Annotated in this window: 22 protein-coding genes; 20 read left to right on the top strand and 2 right to left on the bottom strand. The window is 42.7% G+C overall.

The annotated features are described in order from the left end of the window. The first annotated feature begins 47 nt into the window (after window positions 1–47). From EDD68_RS03955 to EDD68_RS03930, 6 genes are all read left to right on the top strand, one after another. Window positions 48–1,004 (top strand): thymidylate synthase, encoded by a 957-nt coding sequence (locus EDD68_RS03955; protein WP_132370947.1) that lies wholly within the window; start codon window positions 48–50, stop codon window positions 1,002–1,004. 26 nt (window positions 1,005–1,030) lie between these two features. Then, window positions 1,031–1,519, top strand: coding sequence for a dihydrofolate reductase (locus tag EDD68_RS03950; protein ID WP_132370946.1), 489 nt, complete (start codon window positions 1,031–1,033; stop codon window positions 1,517–1,519). A gap of 116 nt (window positions 1,520–1,635) precedes the next feature. After that, window positions 1,636–1,842 (top strand): twin-arginine translocase TatA/TatE family subunit, encoded by a 207-nt coding sequence (tatA, locus tag EDD68_RS03945; protein WP_132371097.1) that lies wholly within the window; start codon window positions 1,636–1,638, stop codon window positions 1,840–1,842. A gap of 28 nt (window positions 1,843–1,870) precedes the next feature. Next, window positions 1,871–2,068, top strand: coding sequence for a twin-arginine translocase TatA/TatE family subunit (tatA, locus tag EDD68_RS03940; RefSeq protein ID WP_132370945.1), 198 nt, complete (start codon window positions 1,871–1,873; stop codon window positions 2,066–2,068). A 173-nt stretch (window positions 2,069–2,241) separates the two neighbouring features. Next, on the top strand, window positions 2,242–2,997 hold the full coding sequence (tatC, locus tag EDD68_RS03935; RefSeq protein WP_132370944.1) for a twin-arginine translocase subunit TatC: 756 nt from the start codon (window positions 2,242–2,244) through the stop codon (window positions 2,995–2,997). Window positions 2,998–3,107: 110 nt separating this feature from the next. Beyond that, entirely contained in the window at window positions 3,108–3,329 is a 222-nt protein-coding gene (locus tag EDD68_RS03930; RefSeq protein ID WP_132370943.1) for a YozE family protein, read from the top strand. Window positions 3,330–3,344: 15 nt separating this feature from the next. Here the strand turns inward: EDD68_RS03930 and EDD68_RS03925 are convergent, their stop codons facing one another. Further along, on the bottom strand, window positions 3,345–3,677 hold the full coding sequence (locus EDD68_RS03925) for a YolD-like family protein (RefSeq protein WP_165902054.1): 333 nt from the start codon (window positions 3,675–3,677) through the stop codon (window positions 3,345–3,347). Between the two features lie 100 nt (window positions 3,678–3,777). On the opposite strand from EDD68_RS03925, the gene EDD68_RS03920 reads away from it, so the two are divergent. The 12 genes from EDD68_RS03920 to EDD68_RS03865 all read left to right on the top strand — a co-directional run bounded on the left by EDD68_RS03920 (window position 3,778) and on the right by EDD68_RS03865 (window position 14,876). Further along, the gene (locus EDD68_RS03920; RefSeq protein ID WP_132370941.1) at window positions 3,778–3,978 is read left to right on the top strand and encodes a transcriptional regulator; all 201 of its coding nucleotides are present in this window, start codon (window positions 3,778–3,780) and stop codon (window positions 3,976–3,978) included. A 121-nt stretch (window positions 3,979–4,099) separates the two neighbouring features. Then, the gene (locus EDD68_RS03915) at window positions 4,100–5,248 is read left to right on the top strand and encodes an exonuclease SbcCD subunit D (RefSeq protein ID WP_132370940.1); all 1,149 of its coding nucleotides are present in this window, start codon (window positions 4,100–4,102) and stop codon (window positions 5,246–5,248) included. A gap of 1 nt (window position 5,249) precedes the next feature. After that, window positions 5,250–8,354, top strand: coding sequence for an AAA family ATPase (locus EDD68_RS03910; protein WP_132370939.1), 3,105 nt, complete (start codon window positions 5,250–5,252; stop codon window positions 8,352–8,354). A gap of 31 nt (window positions 8,355–8,385) precedes the next feature. Continuing rightward, window positions 8,386–8,634, top strand: a complete 249-nt coding sequence (locus EDD68_RS03905) for a DUF2584 family protein (RefSeq protein ID WP_132370938.1) — start codon at window positions 8,386–8,388, stop codon at window positions 8,632–8,634. 412 nt (window positions 8,635–9,046) lie between these two features. Next, window positions 9,047–9,745, top strand: a complete 699-nt coding sequence (locus EDD68_RS03900; RefSeq protein WP_132370937.1) for a uracil-DNA glycosylase — start codon at window positions 9,047–9,049, stop codon at window positions 9,743–9,745. A gap of 166 nt (window positions 9,746–9,911) precedes the next feature. After that, a complete protein-coding gene (vrrA, locus tag EDD68_RS03895) occupies window positions 9,912–10,574 on the top strand; it encodes a VrrA/YqfQ family protein (RefSeq protein ID WP_132370936.1) in 663 nt (220 codons plus the stop codon). An 82-nt stretch (window positions 10,575–10,656) separates the two neighbouring features. Beyond that, window positions 10,657–11,622 carry a peptide-methionine (S)-S-oxide reductase MsrA gene (gene msrA / locus EDD68_RS03890; protein ID WP_132370935.1) on the top strand — a complete coding sequence of 322 codons (966 nt, stop codon included), beginning with the start codon at window positions 10,657–10,659 and terminating at the stop codon, window positions 11,620–11,622. 298 nt (window positions 11,623–11,920) lie between these two features. Then, window positions 11,921–12,973: an AbrB family transcriptional regulator gene (locus EDD68_RS03885; protein ID WP_132370934.1), complete on the top strand. Its 1,053-nt coding sequence runs from the start codon at window positions 11,921–11,923 to the stop codon at window positions 12,971–12,973. 2 nt (window positions 12,974–12,975) lie between these two features. Next, window positions 12,976–13,461, top strand: coding sequence for a GNAT family N-acetyltransferase (locus EDD68_RS03880; protein WP_132370933.1), 486 nt, complete (start codon window positions 12,976–12,978; stop codon window positions 13,459–13,461). 21 nt (window positions 13,462–13,482) lie between these two features. Then, window positions 13,483–14,193, top strand: coding sequence for a DNA/RNA nuclease SfsA (gene sfsA / locus EDD68_RS03875; protein ID WP_132370932.1), 711 nt, complete (start codon window positions 13,483–13,485; stop codon window positions 14,191–14,193). 71 nt (window positions 14,194–14,264) lie between these two features. Further along, window positions 14,265–14,471, top strand: coding sequence for a DUF6501 family protein (locus EDD68_RS03870; protein ID WP_132370931.1), 207 nt, complete (start codon window positions 14,265–14,267; stop codon window positions 14,469–14,471). A 33-nt stretch (window positions 14,472–14,504) separates the two neighbouring features. Beyond that, window positions 14,505–14,876 (top strand): VOC family protein, encoded by a 372-nt coding sequence (locus tag EDD68_RS03865; RefSeq protein WP_132370930.1) that lies wholly within the window; start codon window positions 14,505–14,507, stop codon window positions 14,874–14,876. Window positions 14,877–15,122: 246 nt separating this feature from the next. Here EDD68_RS03865 and EDD68_RS03860 read toward each other — a convergent pair whose 3' ends face one another. Next, entirely contained in the window at window positions 15,123–16,313 is a 1,191-nt protein-coding gene (locus EDD68_RS03860) for a M14 family metallopeptidase (RefSeq protein ID WP_132370929.1), read from the bottom strand. A gap of 165 nt (window positions 16,314–16,478) precedes the next feature. On the opposite strand from EDD68_RS03860, the gene EDD68_RS03855 reads away from it, so the two are divergent. Together EDD68_RS03855 and EDD68_RS03850 are read left to right on the top strand one after the other, a co-directional pair. Next, window positions 16,479–16,715, top strand: a complete 237-nt coding sequence (locus tag EDD68_RS03855) for an indolepyruvate ferredoxin oxidoreductase subunit alpha (RefSeq protein WP_132370928.1) — start codon at window positions 16,479–16,481, stop codon at window positions 16,713–16,715. Between the two features lie 73 nt (window positions 16,716–16,788). After that, the gene (locus EDD68_RS03850; protein ID WP_132370927.1) at window positions 16,789–17,754 is read left to right on the top strand and encodes a P1 family peptidase; all 966 of its coding nucleotides are present in this window, start codon (window positions 16,789–16,791) and stop codon (window positions 17,752–17,754) included. The last annotated feature ends 72 nt before the right edge of the window (window positions 17,755–17,826 follow it).

The following is a 17,826-nucleotide window of genomic DNA, read 5'->3' as shown; positions in this document are numbered from 1 at the left end:
CATTTTCATTTCATACATATTTTGTGAATGGTAGAGGAGGACGTTACATGAGTAAAAGTGAACAAGAATATTTGAACTTATGCAGTCATGTGCTGGAAAATGGGCATAAAAAGGAAGATCGGACAAGAACGGGAACGATTTCTGTTTTTGGCTACCAGATGCGCTTCGATCTTCAGGAAGGGTTTCCGCTGTTAACGACAAAGCGGGTTCCTTTTAAGCTGATTGCCAGCGAACTTTTGTGGTTCATCAAAGGCGATACGAATATCCGCTACCTCTTGAAGCACAATAATCATATATGGAACGAATGGGCCTTTAAAAAATGGGTGGAAAGCGATGGATATAATGGTCCGGATATGACGGATTTTGGGCTTCGTTCTCAGGAGGACGAATCATTTAACCGAGAATATGAGAAACAAATGGGCATCTTTACAAAAAGAATTCTTGAAGATGATGCATTTGCCGAAAAATACGGAGACCTTGGGAATGTATATGGAAGCCAGTGGCGAAACTGGAAAACATCATCAGGGGAAACGATAGACCAGCTGAAAGATGTCATAGAAACCATTAAACATCATCCATATTCCAGAAGACTGATTGTCACTGCCTGGAATCCTGAAGATGTGCCTTCCATGGCACTGCCGCCATGCCATACTTTGTTTCAATTTTATGTAGCGGATGGAAAACTGTCCTGCCAGCTTTATCAGCGAAGTGGAGATATTTTCCTTGGCATTCCGTTTAATATTGCCAGCTATTCACTGCTGACACACCTCATTGCCCATGAAACAGGGCTGGAAGTAGGAGAATTCGTGCATACGATCGGAGATGCCCATATTTACTCGAATCACGTTGATCAGGTCAAAACCCAGTTAAGCCGCGCCCCCCGACCATTGCCGACATTGAACATCAACCCTGATGTCCGATCGATATTTGATGTTGAGCTGGATGATCTGTCCATTGAAGGATACGATCCTCACCCTGCCATAAAAGCACCGGTTGCGGTATAATGAGTATGAAAAGGAGAACATGCAAAATGATTTCATTGCTTGTAGCTATGGATCAGAATCGGTTGATTGGCCGTAATAATCAGCTTCCCTGGCATTTACCCGAAGATTTAAGATATTTCAAAAAAACAACGATGGGCCATACGATTGTAATGGGTAGAAAAACGTTTGAATCCATTGGAAAGCCTTTACCAGGACGGGAAAATATGGTGATGAGCAGAAACAGGAACTTTCAGCCAGAAGGATGTGTCGTCATCCATTCCTGGGAGCCGGTCATGGAGAGAAACAGCAGGAATCCGGATCAGGAAATCTTCGTTATTGGCGGCCAGAGACTGTTTGAACAGGCCATAGCATTTGCGGACCGAATGTACATAACCGAAATTGACGAACAATTTGAAGGAGATACGTATTTCCCTGCCTTTGATCCATCAGAGTGGCAGCTTATTTCAAAAACAAAAGGCAAAAAAGATGATCAAAACCCTTACGACTATTCCTTTTGTGTATATGAAAGAAAGTGAACTTTTTGTTAACTTTTAAAAAACATTTGCAAACCGCATTAAAATTCGCGAAAATAGATAGAGACTATTGATCATGTTCAGGACTGTTTAGTTAACGAATTCCCCCACGGAAGGTGATAACAATGCAAGTTGGCGTGCCAGGTTTGATTTTAATTCTGGTTATTGCTTTGATTATTTTCGGCCCGAAAAAATTGCCTGAATTAGGCCGGGCTGCCGGTCAGACGTTAAAGGAGTTTAAACATTCCACAAGGGAACTCACTGGCGATGTGACAGATGAAGTGAAAGAAGTAAGAGATACGATTTCTGACAAAAAGAAATCTTAATGATTATCAAGATTTGAGGTGAAAGAAAATGGCACAAATAGGCGTTCCCGGGTTGATTTTGATCTTAATCATTGCCTTAGTTATTTTTGGCCCATCCAAATTGCCTGAGATCGGAAAAGCCTTTGGATCATCGCTCAGGGAATTTAAACACGCGGCTACAGACACAGCTTCAAATCAAAAAGATGAACAAAAAATATTAGATGCGAAGGAGAAAAACGTAAATTAACGGATACTTGAAGGTGTAAGGTGAATGTAGCCTTACACTTTCTTCTTGTAAATGATCAGGAAGAGTGCAGAGTGCTTTTGAACGGTCTTTCCATCTGTATGGGACAAACATTTGTTCAATTTGATTGGTGCTTTCTTAGCAGCAATTGACCGCAGGATTGGAGGTCATGTGTGATGTCAGACAAACAACGACCTTATGATCAAGAAATGGAAGTGACAGAACATTTAAATGAGCTCAGAAAACGTTTGCTGTGGAGTTTCATGGTCTTTGTTCTGTTTTTTATCATAGGGTTTATCTACGTGGAAGACATCTTTCGTTTTTTTGAGAATGATTCCCAGTTTGAGTTCATTGTATTAGGCCCGGGAGAAATATTGTGGATCTATATGATCATTGCCAGTACGGTGGCAGTTGCCCTGACTCTTCCCTTTTTGTCGCTGCAGATCTGGCTGTTTGTAAAGCCGGGTTTAACGCCAAAGGAGCAGAAAGTCACGGTTACATATATTCCGGTTATTTTTTTGTTATTTGTAGGTGGTCTCCTGTTTGGTTATTTGGTTATCAAAGACTTAATCTTAAACTTTCTGCTGTCCTTAAATGCGGGTATGTTTGAAGAAATGTTCACCGCGGAAAAATATTTTCGCTTTATCATGCAGGTTACTCTTCCTTTTGCGTTTTTCTTTGAAATACCAGTTATTTCAATGTTTCTCACCAGCCTTGGCATCATCAGCCCGATGTTTTTAAAAAAGGTGAGGAAGTATGCTTATTTAGTACTAGTCATTCTAGGAACAATGCTTTCCCCGCCAGACTTTATTCTTCAGCTGGTAGTGGCCATTCCGCTTATTGTTCTTTATGAAGTGGCCATTATGACATCCCAGTTTGTATACCGGAGAAAGCTGGCCGCGGAACAGGAAATGTCCATGGATTCGCAATAGAGAGGCTAGATGCCTCTTTTTTTATGCCTTTTTCACAGCTATATGATTTGCATTTTCGAAGGTTTGTCCATACAATATCCTTACAGCAACCGGGTAAAGGAGAATCAACGTTGCGCTCATTTTATCACTTTATGATGCGGTACAGGGGAAACAAAGAAAATAATGACCAAAAGAAGCTGGCAGACTGGATGTTTCAGGATCACGATTTTCCTAAACACTCCACATCTTATGATGAAATCAGCCGCTACCTGGAATGGAATATCCCGTTTCCCGCTGCCCTGAGTGTATTTGACGGCCTGTGGGAGGAATACCAGGAGAATGAGATAGAATAAGTTTATTGCCCCGGATTAATCCCCGGTGATCTCGAGATTAGTTATATCCCTGAATGGTATGGAATGAACCTGTTCATATGTTTTTAAAACAATGATTTGACAGACCGCATCGATCTTTTCAATCTTTCCTGACAGGGAGTTTTCCCGTCCGTTTTGATACCGGGTTACCTCGATCCGTTTCCCGTGTTCAAAGGCTTCAAGAAGACGTTCGTTGAATTCTTCCAGCTCTTGTTGATCGAGAATGGGCCGGGGTTTTTTTGTTTCATCCTGCCACATTTGTTTTAGTTCCTTCACATGTTCTGGGAGCATAAGGGAAGTCCACTTGATCGTGCCTCGATCTTTCAACATGTTCATCACCTCATCACTTATAATACACGAACAGACATTCGGTTTTCAATTGAAAACGAACGTGCGTTCTTGTATAATATAGCCAGAGGGGGTGACCCGCATGCATGTTTACGCGAAAAAGTGGCAATATGAACTGGCTGACATTATGTACATGAGCAAAAACGGCGAAATCACAAAGCGGCGGATCAAAATTTACGGTGAAAATCGAGAGCGGATTTTTGCCTATTGCTATTTAAGAAAAGGTTTCAGAAGCTTTAATAAGGACCAGATTCTCGCATCAATCCCTGTACGAAAAAGATGACCTCAATCGGCATACCATCCTTTATCAATCCATGATATGATGAAAGAAAGGCCCTCGCCCATATCCCATCGGATTTTTTCGAATTTTTTTGATCAAACATTTGATTAATGGAGTGGAACAGATGAAAATCGTCCATACAGCCGACTGGCATCTCGGCAAAATTATTCATAATGTCTATATGACAGAGGATCAGGAATATGTTTTAAGGCAGTTTTTGGATCGGCTGACTGATATTCATCCGGATGCAGTGATTATTGCCGGGGATTTATATGACCGGGCTATTCCTCCAAAAGAGGCTGTTACGCTACTGAATGATATTCTGACAGCAATGGTTCAGGAAATGAACATACCGGTACTTGCGGTTACCGGCAATCATGACAGTCCGGACCGGATGGATTTTGGTTCAGGTCTTTTAAGGAGACAGCACCTGTATATACAGGCCAGGCTTGACCCGGACCTGAATGCGGTTGTACTGAAGGATGAGCATGGACCGGTATATTTTCACTTAATTCCGTATCTGGAACCCGCTGAAGCCAGGGTCATTCTCGGGGATGAACAAATTAGCAGTCACCAGGAAATGATGGAGGCAATTACAAATCAGATTGCCGACAAATATGACCTGGATAAGGATCGGCATATCTTTGTCGGACATGCTTTTCTTGCTGGTGGCATGGAATCTGAATCTGAAGAACGCCTCTCCGTGATCGGCGGAGCCCCATACGTAGATGCTTCTTTATTCGAAGCTTTTACATATACAGCGCTGGGGCATTTGCATCAGCCACAGAAAGTCAAACATGAACATATCCGTTACTCTGGATCAATTTTAAAGTATTCCTTTTCGGAGGCCAATCACCAGAAATCATTCACGCTCATCGAACTGGATGGCCGAGGAGTTAAACAGATTGAAAAAATCCCCCTTCGCCCATTGCGGGATGTACGGGTCGTAGAGGGCTTCCTGAACGAATTGCTGGATCCGGCTTTAGCGAGCGATGATTACCTTCACCTTCGTCTTCTCGATGACGGTCAAATCATGGACCCAATAGGAAAACTGCGTAAAAATTATCCAAATATTTTACGGCTTGAACGGATGGGGAGGGGAGGTCCATCCCTGAAGCAGCTCGATCAGGTGAAAAAAAGGCAGCAAATGTCCCACCTCGACCTGTTCTCATCCTTCTATGAATATATGAAAAACGAGGAGATCCCAGAAAAGCGAAAAGAAATGGTCGCTGAAGTGATACAGGAAATGATGGAAGCGGAGAGGAGAAAGTAATATGCGGGCAATTCAATTAACCATGTCTGCATTTGGCCCATATAAGGACAAACAGATCATTGATTTCCGTCAGTTAGCAGGCGATTCATTATTTTTAATAACCGGACCGACAGGAGCGGGGAAAACGACCATTTTTGATGCGATGTGTTATGCGTTATACGGGAGGGCATCCGGTAGCGATCGAGATCAGGATTCTCTGCGGAGCCATTTTGCTTCTCCTGATGAACAAACAGAAGTGATGTTTCGTTTTCAGCTTCAGCAGAAAGAATTTGAAGTCATCCGTTCTCCTAAACAAATCAAGCGGAAAGAGCGGGGAGAGGGATTTACCGAACAGCCGCCTAAAGCCGAACTGTATGAATATATTCATGGAGATAAACGCCTTCTATATTCACGGGTCAAAGACGTCAACGAAGCGATTGAGGAGCTATTGCAGCTGGATTATGAACAGTTCCGGAAAATGGTCATGATTCCCCAGGGAGAATTTCGCCGCTTAATTTCAGAGAATAGCCGGGAACGGGAAACCATTTTACAAAAAATCTTTCGGACGTATGTTTATAAAGATATAACCAACCGTCTGGTTGAAAAAAGCAAAGCACTGGAAGCAGAAATTATGGATATCCAAAAAACGGAAAAAGTGGAGATTCAGCAATACGAATGGGGTCTTGAAAAAGGAGAGGATCTTCCCGATTCTGATCAGGCCATCGGTCTCCTTTCAGAATACCAGGAGCAGGAACAGAAACAGCTGAGAACGAAGAAAGAGAAGCTCGATCATACGAGGAAGAAACTACAGGAAAAACAAAAGGATTATTATAAAGCTAAAGAAATCCATCAATTATTTGAAGAGTATGGACAGCTGTCCGCAAAAATCAAAGAGTTAGAAGATCAGAAGGAACAGATCTCTCATAAGCAGGAACGTTTAAAAAGTGCCGGAAGAGCAGAGTTGCTGTCCGGTTATGAAAAACAGCTGAGTCAGCGGAAACAGGAACTTGAACAGCTTGTTGAAAAGGAAAAGCATAAGTCATCAGCAGTGACAGAACTTGAACAAATATTTGCTGAAGTAGCAGAAGCATATGAAAATGAAAAAAAAGCTGAGCCCAATCGGGAAAAGCAAAAGGAACTTCTCAAAAGCCTGGAAGAAGAATATCGACTCATGGATCAGTACCATCAGCTGCAAAAGAATGAACAATTATACCAACAGCAATATCAAAAAGCCCGTAAAGAATATCAAGATCTGAATGAGCAAGTGAAACAAAAGGAAATCAGACTGGAACAGCTGGAGCAGGAAAATCACAGTGATGATGAGCTGGTGCAGGCCCATTATGAGCTGGAAGCCAGCGTAAAGGAATGGAAACAGCTGATTGACCGGGGACAGTATGTCATGAAAGAGCTTCAAAAGCTTGAGAAGTTAAGGGGAGATTATAAAGAAATCAAAAGCAAGTACAGCAATGTCCGGGATGAAAAGGAAAAAATAGATGCCAGGCTGTCTCAGCTTGAGGAACAGCTAAAGCAGCAGCAGGCCGCTATTCTGGCTGGCTCATTGCAACCAGATGAGCCCTGCCCGGTTTGCGGATCTGTTCACCACCCAGCAAAAGCAAAATTTTCAGGTGTATCCGTAACAGATGAAGAGATCGAGCATATCCGTAAGACACTAAATCGCCTGGAAAAGCAAGAAGAGCAATGGCAACGGGAATATTTGCGCATAGAATCTTTGGGACAGAGTCAGAAGCAGCTGATTGAAAACATGGCGGAAGAATTGAATCTGACAAAAGATGACCTCTCCCTGTCAGCGATTCAAGCAATCACGAATGACTGGAACAAAACATATCAGAATAAAATGAACCAATTAGAACAGAGTAAACAGCAGCTAGAAAAACGAAAACAAAAAATAATTGAAAAAAAAGAACTGAGCAAGAAACTGGCTGATGATCGGAAAAGGTTTGAGAAAAAACGGAACGAAGTAAATGATATAAAAGAGATATGGATTCGTCTGGAGTCTCAGATTGAAAATATAAAAACACAAATGACCAATCCGAACTTATCAGGGGAAGAGTTGAAGAAAAAACTCGAACAAGAAAAATCCTCCTATAAGCAAATGATCAATCAATGGGAAACCATTCAGAAACAATACGAGGACACAAAGGAAGAACTTCAAAAGGCCAGGGTTGAACTGGCAGCAGTGCAGGAACAAAAAGGGAACGAACAGGATCAATTCGAAGAAGCTGAGAAACAATTTTACAGGCAGCTGATTGAAAAAGGATTCAAGAACATAGAAGATTATCAACATGCTAAATTAAAGCAGCTCGAACAGGAAAAACTGGAGAAGGAAATAAAAACATACGAAGAGCAATGGTATGCAACGAATGAACGCTATCAGGTCCTAAAAGAAAAATTAAAAGATACAGAGATTCCAGATCTGCTTTCCATCGAAAAGCAGCTTGACGATTTAAATGAATTAATAGACGATCTCATGAAGGAAATCCAGCAAATCGATGGGAAACGGAAACAATATGAGAAAAGCATTCATCGTTTAAAGGAATTGAAGAAGAAAAGGGAAAAGCTTGAAAGAAAATATTTCGATGTCGGTGAGCTGGCCAGGCTCGCCAGGGGGGATAATGATCAGCGTCTTTCCCTGGAGCGTTTTGTATTATCGTCATTTTTAGATGAAATTTTGCTTCAGGCGAATATTCGTCTGGACCGCATGACTGATCACCGCTTTGAGCTGATCAGAAGTGAAGAGGTAGCAAAACGGGGAGCTCAGAGCGGACTGGATTTAGAAGTCATCGACCATTATACCGGACAAAAACGGTCAGTACGTACCTTGTCCGGCGGAGAGGGATTTAAGGCAGCACTGAGTCTCGCATTAGGAATGGCTGATGTGGTCCAGGCCCATGCAGGAGGGGTGGAGCTGGACACGATGTTTATCGATGAAGGCTTCGGCACCCTTGATGAACTCTCAGTGGAGCAGGCCCTGTCCTGCTTGCATGAACTGCAGAATGGCAATCGTATACTTGGCATCATCTCCCATGTTCCAAAACTGAAAGAAGAAATTCAATCAAAATTACACATACAGCCTTCACCTGCAGGATCCATCGTTACAATCCTATGACTGAACCGGTAACATAAAGGAGGGGACTTGAATGTCCGTACCATTTTCAATGGAATGGCGAATCATTACCGGAGGAAAAGAAAAACGAATCAGTGAGAGCGACAACTTGTTTGAAATAGAGTTTGATGGTTATAAGTTATTTCCGATTGACCAGCCTATAGATGTCATGCGTTTTGAATCATCAGACCAGATTGGTACAGCAAAAGTTGTCAAAATCACTCTAACGGATCATCGTACGATATGCACGTATCAATTAATTTCATTGTATAACATCAATTAACGACAGAAAAACTCCGCGTTTACTCGAATTGTTGTCAGATCTATTCGTTTTCTGCGCTTTCCGGGGAAATAATTTGAGCCATTGTCCTGCTGAGGAGACCTGTGGTATGCCACAAAATGATCAAAAAGTATTCAAAAAATCGCCAAAAGTAATCCCCTGATGATATCCATGATTCCTTTATACTAATAGTGAAAGGAATCATTATTGGGGGGATTCATATGTTGGCGACTATGCTGTTAGGGATCATTCTTAGCGGGTTTATCGGAACACTGATTTATGCTGAAGTTACTGCTTAATAGACAGGCAATTGAGTTCTTCATCTGTACAACGATCATCCCTTGCTATACAATTCATAGCAGGGGATTTTTATGTTTATCTAGATATTTCAGCTATACAATGGGGAGGAGATACAGTGGCACCAATCTTAAAAAATGACTGGCATACATATTTGCATAAAGAATTCGAAAAGCCATATTACAAAAAGCTCCGGCAATTTCTGATCCGGGAATATCGGACTAAAACGATCTATCCGGATATGCATGATATTTATAATGCTTTTCATTATACGCCTTATCAGAAAACGAAAGTAGTTATTCTCGGGCAGGATCCTTATCATGGGCCCAATCAGGCACACGGGTTTAGCTTTTCAGTTAAACCCGGAGTTGACATTCCCCCATCTTTAAAAAACATCTATAAAGAACTGCAGGATGATATCGGATTCCAAATTCCCAACCACGGTTATTTGATTCACTGGGCAAAACAGGGGGTCCTTTTATTAAATGCGGTATTAACGGTAAGGTCACATCAGGCCAATTCCCATCGAGGAATGGGATGGGAGATCTTTACCGACCGGGTCATCGAAGTGTTGAATGCGCGTGAAGTTCCTCTTGCATTTATTTTATGGGGGAGAAACGCAAGGGAAAAGGCAAAGGCTGTGGATCGCGATAAACACTTCATCATTGAATCACCACATCCAAGCCCCCTTTCAGCCCACCGTGGTTTTTTCGGCAGCAAACCCTTTTCAAAAACCAATCAGTTCCTCCAGTCAATCGGAGAAAATCCCATCGACTGGCAGCTTCCAATGAATCCGTTACCAGTTGAGACAGGATAAATGAATACAGAGAAGGGATCAGGTCCGCCATTCGCTTCATATGAAACAAACGTTCAAACTAGAATTAGTAAAAATATCGCCCAAATATACATAAATGCCTACACTTCGATCCGAATATTCTCGTACTGTAAAGTAGTACGTTCGCTGAAGGAAGGAGGTAGACATCGTGCCACCAAACATGATGGGGCAAGGACCGATGATGGGGGGAGCAAATCGCGGCGGGGGAGGTTTTTTAAATATCTTTAAACGAAACCCTGGACCCCGGGGCGGACCGCCATTTATGTCAGGACCCGGACAGGGAGGAACAGGGCCATTTGGCTATCCTTACCAGGGGGGAAGACAGGGAAACTTGATTCAGAGACTGTTTCAGGGCTTAGGTTCCAATCCATCTCGATTTACCGGAGGAATGCCCGGACAAATGCCAGGAGGAATGGCCACAGGGGGGATGGGAGGAACGAATACGTTAAATAATATACAACAAGTGCTAAAGCTTGCCCAGCAGGCCGTGCCTATGATCCGGCAATACGGGCCAATGGTTAAAAATCTTCCGGCCATGTTTAAGATGCTGAAAGCACTAAATGAAGCCGATGACCTGGAATCTGAAGAAAACGGGAAAATAGAAGAAGATGACCAAAATAAAGCGGATGAACATCAAAAACAACTTGAGGATGAACCAGTTGTTGAAGAGAAAGACTATGAATATGAAGAGGATGAACTGGAAAAATATTTAGCTTCCATAGAAGTACCTGATGATGGAGAAAAAACCAGGCCTACTCGGCCATCTAGACGCAGAGGAAACGGAGCATCAACACCCAAATTGTTCATATAAAGAAAACACAGCTTGATTTTTCCCTGAAAACAGTGGACAATGACGATAAAAGCTGCAAGTACATGGACCAGAGGAGGGATTCATGTTGACTGAAAACAACCGGGAACTTGCTACATTTGCCGGAGGATGTTTCTGGTGCATGGTTGAACCATTTGATGCCAGGCCGGGCATTTATAACATTGTTTCAGGATATACAGGGGGACATACCGAAAACCCTTCCTATGAGGAGGTTTGTTCCGGGAAAACCGGCCATGTTGAAGCCGTTCAGATTACCTTTGATCCAGACCTGTTTCCATACGAAAAACTGCTAGATCTTTTCTGGCGTTCCATCGATCCGACCGATCCCGGGGGACAGTTTCATGATCGGGGGCCTCAGTATCAAACGGCCATCTTTTACCATAACGAAAAACAAAAACAATTAGCAGAAACATCCAAACAAAAACTTGAAAAGAGCAAAGTATTTAAGGATCCGATTGTAACAGAAATTCGGCCGGCATCGGCCTTTTATCCGGCGGAGGAGGAGCATCAAGACTATTACAAAAAAAATCCGTTTCACTACCGTCTGTATAAAAAAGGATCCGGCCGTCAGGATTTTCTTCTGAACACCTGGGGTCCAAAAAAAGATCGTCAACAGTTAAAGAAGCAATTAACACCTATGCAGTACACCGTCACACAGGAAAATGGAACCGAACCCCCATTTCAAAATGAATACTGGGATCATTTTGAAGAAGGAATTTATGTGGATGTGGTATCGGGTGAACCGCTATTTTCTTCCAGAGACAAATATGACGCCGGATGCGGCTGGCCTAGCTTTACCCGTCCAATCGACCAGTCGCATATCACTGAACGTCTCGATACATCCCATGGTATGAGACGGATTGAAGTCCGAAGTCTTCAGGGAGATTCCCACCTTGGGCATGTGTTTGATGACGGACCGAAAGACAGGGGAGGTTTTCGTTACTGTATCAATTCGGCAGCCTTAAAATTTGTTCCTAAGGAAAAAATGGAAGAAGAAGGCTACGGTCATTTGCTATATTTATTTGATTAAAATTATCATGCTCTTTTCATATATACCAGCACTATATCCTTCGATGATGGGTCCTGGGCTGTCTCAAAGATGTTGCTGTTGAGATGGTCCTTCTTTTTGATAGAAAAAAGAATCACTTCAGCTGTCCGCCGTGGGGCAGAAAACCAGAGAAACTCAAGGGGATGGTCGACGAATCTGGAAAAGCATGCCCTCCATTAACCGATTTTAGCCTATTCGATATATAAAACGAAATCAAATCAACTACCCAACCAACGTGTTATAATTTGATATGTATCTCACATGATTGGAGATCAGAGTCATGTTATCTTGTTCAGGCCGATTGTTTATGACATATTTCACCGGATTGCTGGGCGGAATTATATTTTATTTTCTCCATCTCCCACTTCCATGGATACTGGGTTCACTCATGGCTATGATTGCATATAAGTTCACGTTTTCTCAAAAGGTCATTTATTCGACGTTTTTAAAAAATATCAGCTATGTGATCCTTGGCATCGAGATTGGGAATACCTTTACGGATCATACCTTTCAGCTGATCAGCCCGTATGTGGTTCCATACCTTCTTTTTTCGGTTATGTTAATTGCGATTAGTCTGTTATTCGGTTTTTTGATTTCGAAAATAATTCGGCTGGACGCCGCAACAGGGATGTTAGGTGCTGTACCGGGCGGACTTTCGGCCATGATTGCCCTCAGTGATTCCATCAAAAGCAATACCGTATACGTAACGATTTTTCATACGGTTCGGCTGCTGGCCGTTCTTTTTATTGTTCCGTTTGCAGCCGTTCATTTTTTTGCTCATGGGGAGACTGGCCAAAGAGCATCTCTGGCCATACAAACAGATGATCCGCTTTTCTGGACGGTATTCGCCTATCCGTTATTTTTTTATCTGGCTTACCATTTAAGAAATCGGGTGCCAGCCAATTACATACTCATTCCCATGCTGAGCACAGCTTTTTTAAATATTGCCCATCTGCCAGCATACCCGCTACCGGATGTATTCAGTATCGGAGCACAGGTTATGCTGGGGGTCTATCTCGGTCAATCCGTATCGGTTAAAGAACTGATCAAGTCCGGGCGATATGTTTTGATCTTTTGTTTCCTCTCCATGGTGGTGATCGGCATATCCTTTATATTTGGCTATCTGTTTCATCTCATGACATCCCTGGACATGGCCACATCCATGTTGAGCATTGCACCCGGAGGTCTGGTTGAAATGGCGCTGACGGCTCAAACAGCCGGAGGAGACCCTTCTGTAGTGGGCTCCCTGCAGACAATTCGAGTACTCATGATTGTATTGATTTTGCCGCTTATGCTGCCGCACATACCGGGGATAAAAGGAAGGAGTAGATAAACATGCGATTTATATCGTTTCAAGAATATCAAATGGATCAAATCGAACATTTTTTTATGAGACAGTGGTCATCAGCGGAGATCGTAGTTTCCACAGGAGTCTACCATATCCGCGATCTGGACGGATTTATCTGTCTCAACGATCAGAAAAAGATCATTGGACTGGTTTCTTATCAGTTTCATCAAACGAAAAACACGATAGAAATCATTTCCCTGGATAGTCTGGAAGAAGGAAAAGGGATTGGCAGCAAACTGATCGATCTGGTTGAAAATAGGGCAAAAGAAATGGGATGTGCAGGAATCGAATTGATCACAACCAATGATAACCTGCATGCCGTTCGTTTTTATCAAAAAAGAGGATTTCGCCTGGTAAACGTTCATCTGGATGCGGTCAGCCATGCCAGAAAATACAAACCTTCCATACCCGTGACAGGGGAAAATGGCATACTGATCCAGGATGAGTGGGAATTTTATAAATCACTGGATTAATGGAATATGGGAGGGATCTTATTGTTTATCCCATTTGAAAAAGACTTGCATGAAGCCGTTTTTATAAAAAGGGAAAACCGGTTTATTTTGACCTGTAAGTTAACAGCTAACGGACAACAGGTTACGGTTCACCTGCAAGATCCGGGTCGGCTCAAAGAACTGCTAATACCAGGAAATACGGTTTATCTCTCATATCATGATGTGCCCCACCGAAAGACGAAATGGACAGCGGAACTGGTCCGAAAACCATCCTCTGATGTCCTGGTTTCACTGCGGTCCACCCTGCCCAATCGTCTAATTGAGCGGGCGTTAAAACAGGATAGGCTGCCCGAGTTTTCTCGTTATCAATATCAGAAACGAGAATATACATTTCAAGGGTCACGATGGGATTTTTTGTTGACTCATGGAATACAAAACTATATTCTTGAAATTAAAAGCGTGACCTTTGAAAAGGATGGTATCGGCTATTTCCCTGATGCACCGACGAAAAGAGGTACCCGTCATGTGCGGGAGCTGAGAGAGATTCGAATTCATTCGAATATAAAGACGGGTATTTTATTTGTCTGTCAGCGGGAGGATATAGACACCGTCAGACCGGCCCACTGGATTGATCCGGATTTTACCGCAGCTCTCCAGGATGCCGAAAAAAACGGTGTTGATCTGTATGCAAGAACTTGTCATGTTAGTCTGGAAGGAATCTCATTGCAGAAACCGGTTCCTGTCAGGATTTAAAACAATGAATGATATTTTTCATCATTTATGGTAATTTTATAATGGAATGAACGGGTAAGGAGGAAAGTCTAATGATTCATAAGACATGGTATGATAGCAAAACCATTAAAAAAATCAAATGTATTCATACAGATGCCCCAAAATACATGGTTAAAAACGTACTGACAGCGGGAAAAGTATACGACGTCAAAAATGAAACCGACGAATTTTATTTTATTGTAGATGATTCAGGAAAAATGGCGGGATTCAGAAAAGACTATTTTAAGGAAGTGAAGTAAGTCATTACTCATTCCGGGAAAGGGGTGAGAAAGGTGTCCTATTCATTTAGAGGACTCGATCACATCCAGCTGGCAGCTCCGCCAGGATGTGAAAACGATGCACGCAAATTTTTCCGGGATATTCTAGGAATGGAAGAAATCGAAAAGCCCCAGGCATTAAAGAAAAACGGAGGGGTCTGGTTTCAGTGCGGCACTCAGGAAATACATATCGGGGTGGAGAAGGATTTTCGTCCTGCCAAAAAGGCTCATCCTGCTATTTATGTTGAAAATTTGAAGAATCTCAGGAATCATTTAATCGGACAGGGAATAAACGTAAAGGACGATGATAAACTCCCGGACGCCAAACGATTTTATCTATTTGACCCCTTTGGAAATCGTCTGGAATTTTTAGAGCGAAATCTATAGCTGATCATGATTGTGAAAAGGGCGGCCTCACAAATAGAGACCGCGCTTTTTTATCATGGAATAGGAGCCCACCCCTTAGGAAGCATAATAACTTCCGCATCACAACTGATTTTTTGTGCCCGAGTTCTGTTATTAAAATGGAATCGATTTGCAGATCAATATGGCTGCATGGTGAAGAAATCAGCTTTTGGCTACTCAATAAAGGCTGTTGACTTACGAAACAGCTGAACCCGGTACGAATGTAAACTACAAATACAGATTGGCCAGAAAAATTCCGAGGCTTTCTTCATATATTTCATCAAATTGATCAATTGGCAGAGGATTGGTTCCCCTTCCGAGTTCCACCGTAAATCCTGGTCTGCGAAAGATCTGGATAAACCAGTCCTTATACCCTGCATAACTGTCCACATATTGGATGGGTGTATAACCGCTGACCCTAGAAAATTCGTTCACGATCCTTTCTGATTCAGGGGGCTCCAGACCTAAAAAGCCCCAGAAAATCACTTCTCCCTGGGTATGGAAGGCGAGGGATCTCTGAAAATTTCTGCGACCCGTTAACTCAGCGATTGCGATGGCTTCTGGTTCTGTTAACGGTGCTTCCCCGGGATAGTCCCTTGGAGCCGGGTTTTGGACTTTTCGTCCTTTTTCAATTTCCCAGCGGGCCGGATACTGATTATTTAGATCGACCCCCCTTATATTAGCTTTCCAGCCGGAAAAATCGGTACGGCCATTGTTTATCTGGAGTACCAGATTCCGATAAGGCTGCTCCTGAGGTGGTCCCTGCTGAACGAGATTGACTCCATCGGGATTGACCATGGGGACCAGAGATAAAAGTGTTTGTTCATAGTATGGATAGAGATAGTATCCTCGAATTGGCTGGTTATTGGTGAGTGACAGCAAATAATCATTTAAAAAGGTCATCATGATGGGAGTCGTAATCCATTCATTGGCATGAAAAGAGGCATTTGCATGAACCACTTTTGAGCCTATTCCCACTGTGATCTCGGGTATGGTTTTTCCCATGACCGATTGTCCGATGGAACGAGTACGAATAAATGGATAGATCGTCCGTAATTCATTCATGTCATTGATCATGTCTTCATAGCTGTATACCTGTCTACCCTGCACAACCCGCCAGGTGACCTTTCTTGGAAGAAGAATGGTTTGACCCGGTTGCAACTGATAAGGATTGACCGTTCGATTTTTTAATTGAATCCAGGTTAAAGGTACATTTTGCTGCTGTGAAATATTCCATAATGTATCACCTGGGCGAATGACGTATCTCTCTTCGACAAATCCAGGAATCTTAACTGATCGTCCCACAATCAGGCTTGTTGGGCTAACACCCGGATTAGAATCTATAATCAGCCTGATTGGCACACCGAAAACTTGACTATACAGCCAGAACGTGTCACCAGAAGCGATTGGAATGTCCATGTTTGATTCCTCCTAAAATCTTCTCCTTTACAAAGGTATGTCACAAACATCCATCATATTTGTGAAAAAAATTCAAAAAATGAATTGAAAAAAAGGATTTTCATGTATGTACCGCAAACTATATACTTATATATGTAGTAAAATATTCATAAAGGAGGGCTCACTGTGGCATTTGTTATTACATCACCATGCAAGGACGAAAAAGCAGCAGAATGTGTAGAAGTTTGTCCAGTCGAATGCATTGAAGAGGGCGAAGATATGTACTACATCGATCCGGACATTTGTATTGATTGTGGCGCATGCGAGGCCGTTTGCCCGGTAGAAGCAATTTACCATGAGGACGATGTTCCTGATGCCGAAAAAGAGTACATTGAACTAAACCGTAAATTTTTCCAATCTTGATGGTCAAACAAGAGGCTGTTTCTTACAAAGAGACAGTCTCTTATTAGTTTTCAAGAATTCTGGAGGTGATCAGGTGGAAAAAATCACCATTCATGACATTGAGGGATTTAACATAGGCCATGCTGAGAACAGAAAAGCGTTAACCGGATGCACGGTGATTTTATGTGAAGAGGGGGCAACAGGTGGAGTCGATGTTCGCGGTGGTTCCCCGGGCACGAGAGAAACAGATGTATTAGATCCCCAAAATCTCGTTGAAAAAATTCACGGGGTATTTTTGTCAGGAGGCAGTGCCTATGGGCTGGATGTGGCCGGCGGTGTGATGAAGTTTTTAGAGGAAAAAGGAGCCGGATTTGACGTAACGATAGCCAGGGTGCCGATTGTAACCGGGGCTATTTTATTTGATCTTTATCCTGGAGATCCTGCTGTCAGGCCAGATCAACACTTGGGTTATGAAGCGTGCAAAAATGCCGAAAAAAAAGAAGAGTTAGACGGCAGCAAAGGGGCCGGATTAGGGGCTAGCGTGGGAAAATGTAAGGGGTTTGATTATGCCATGAAAGGCGGTCTCGGTACTTATGCGGTGAAAATAGGAGATTTAAAGATCGGGGCAATAGTGGCAGTAAACGGGTTTGGAGATGTGATTGATCCGAAAACAGGAAAGCCGCTCGCAGGAGCCTATGACCGGGAAAAACAGACTTATTTACATACAGAAGATATCCTGTTGCAACAATGGACTGCCAGCACGAATCGTTTTCAGGGAAACACTACGATTGGTGCGGTCATCACCAATGCTGTTGTAAACAAGGGCCAGGCGAATAAACTGGCATCCATTGCCCACGATGGACTCGCAAGAACGATGCGTCCTTCCCATACATTTGTGGATGGGGATACGATCTTCACAATGAGTACAGGCAAAGTTGAAGCTGATTTAAATGTGGTGAGCTACCTTGCAGCATTTGTTATGGAACATGCGGTTGTAAATGGCATTCAAACGGCAGAGGGTATGGGCGGTCTCCCTTCGTATCAGGATGTCCATGCCTGAGAGCGGTTTTTTCCCCCTTTGACTTGAGGATCGGGCACTTCTTTCAGTAAAATAGAAAAGAATGTAGAGAAA

Origin of the sequence: Melghiribacillus thermohalophilus, from assembly GCF_004342905.1 — a bacterium.
GTDB classification, from domain to species: domain Bacteria; phylum Bacillota; class Bacilli; order Bacillales; family Alkalibacillaceae; genus Melghiribacillus; species Melghiribacillus thermohalophilus.
The sequence above is the reverse complement of the archived record's forward strand: the minus strand, read 5'-3'. Positions and strand labels throughout refer to the sequence as shown.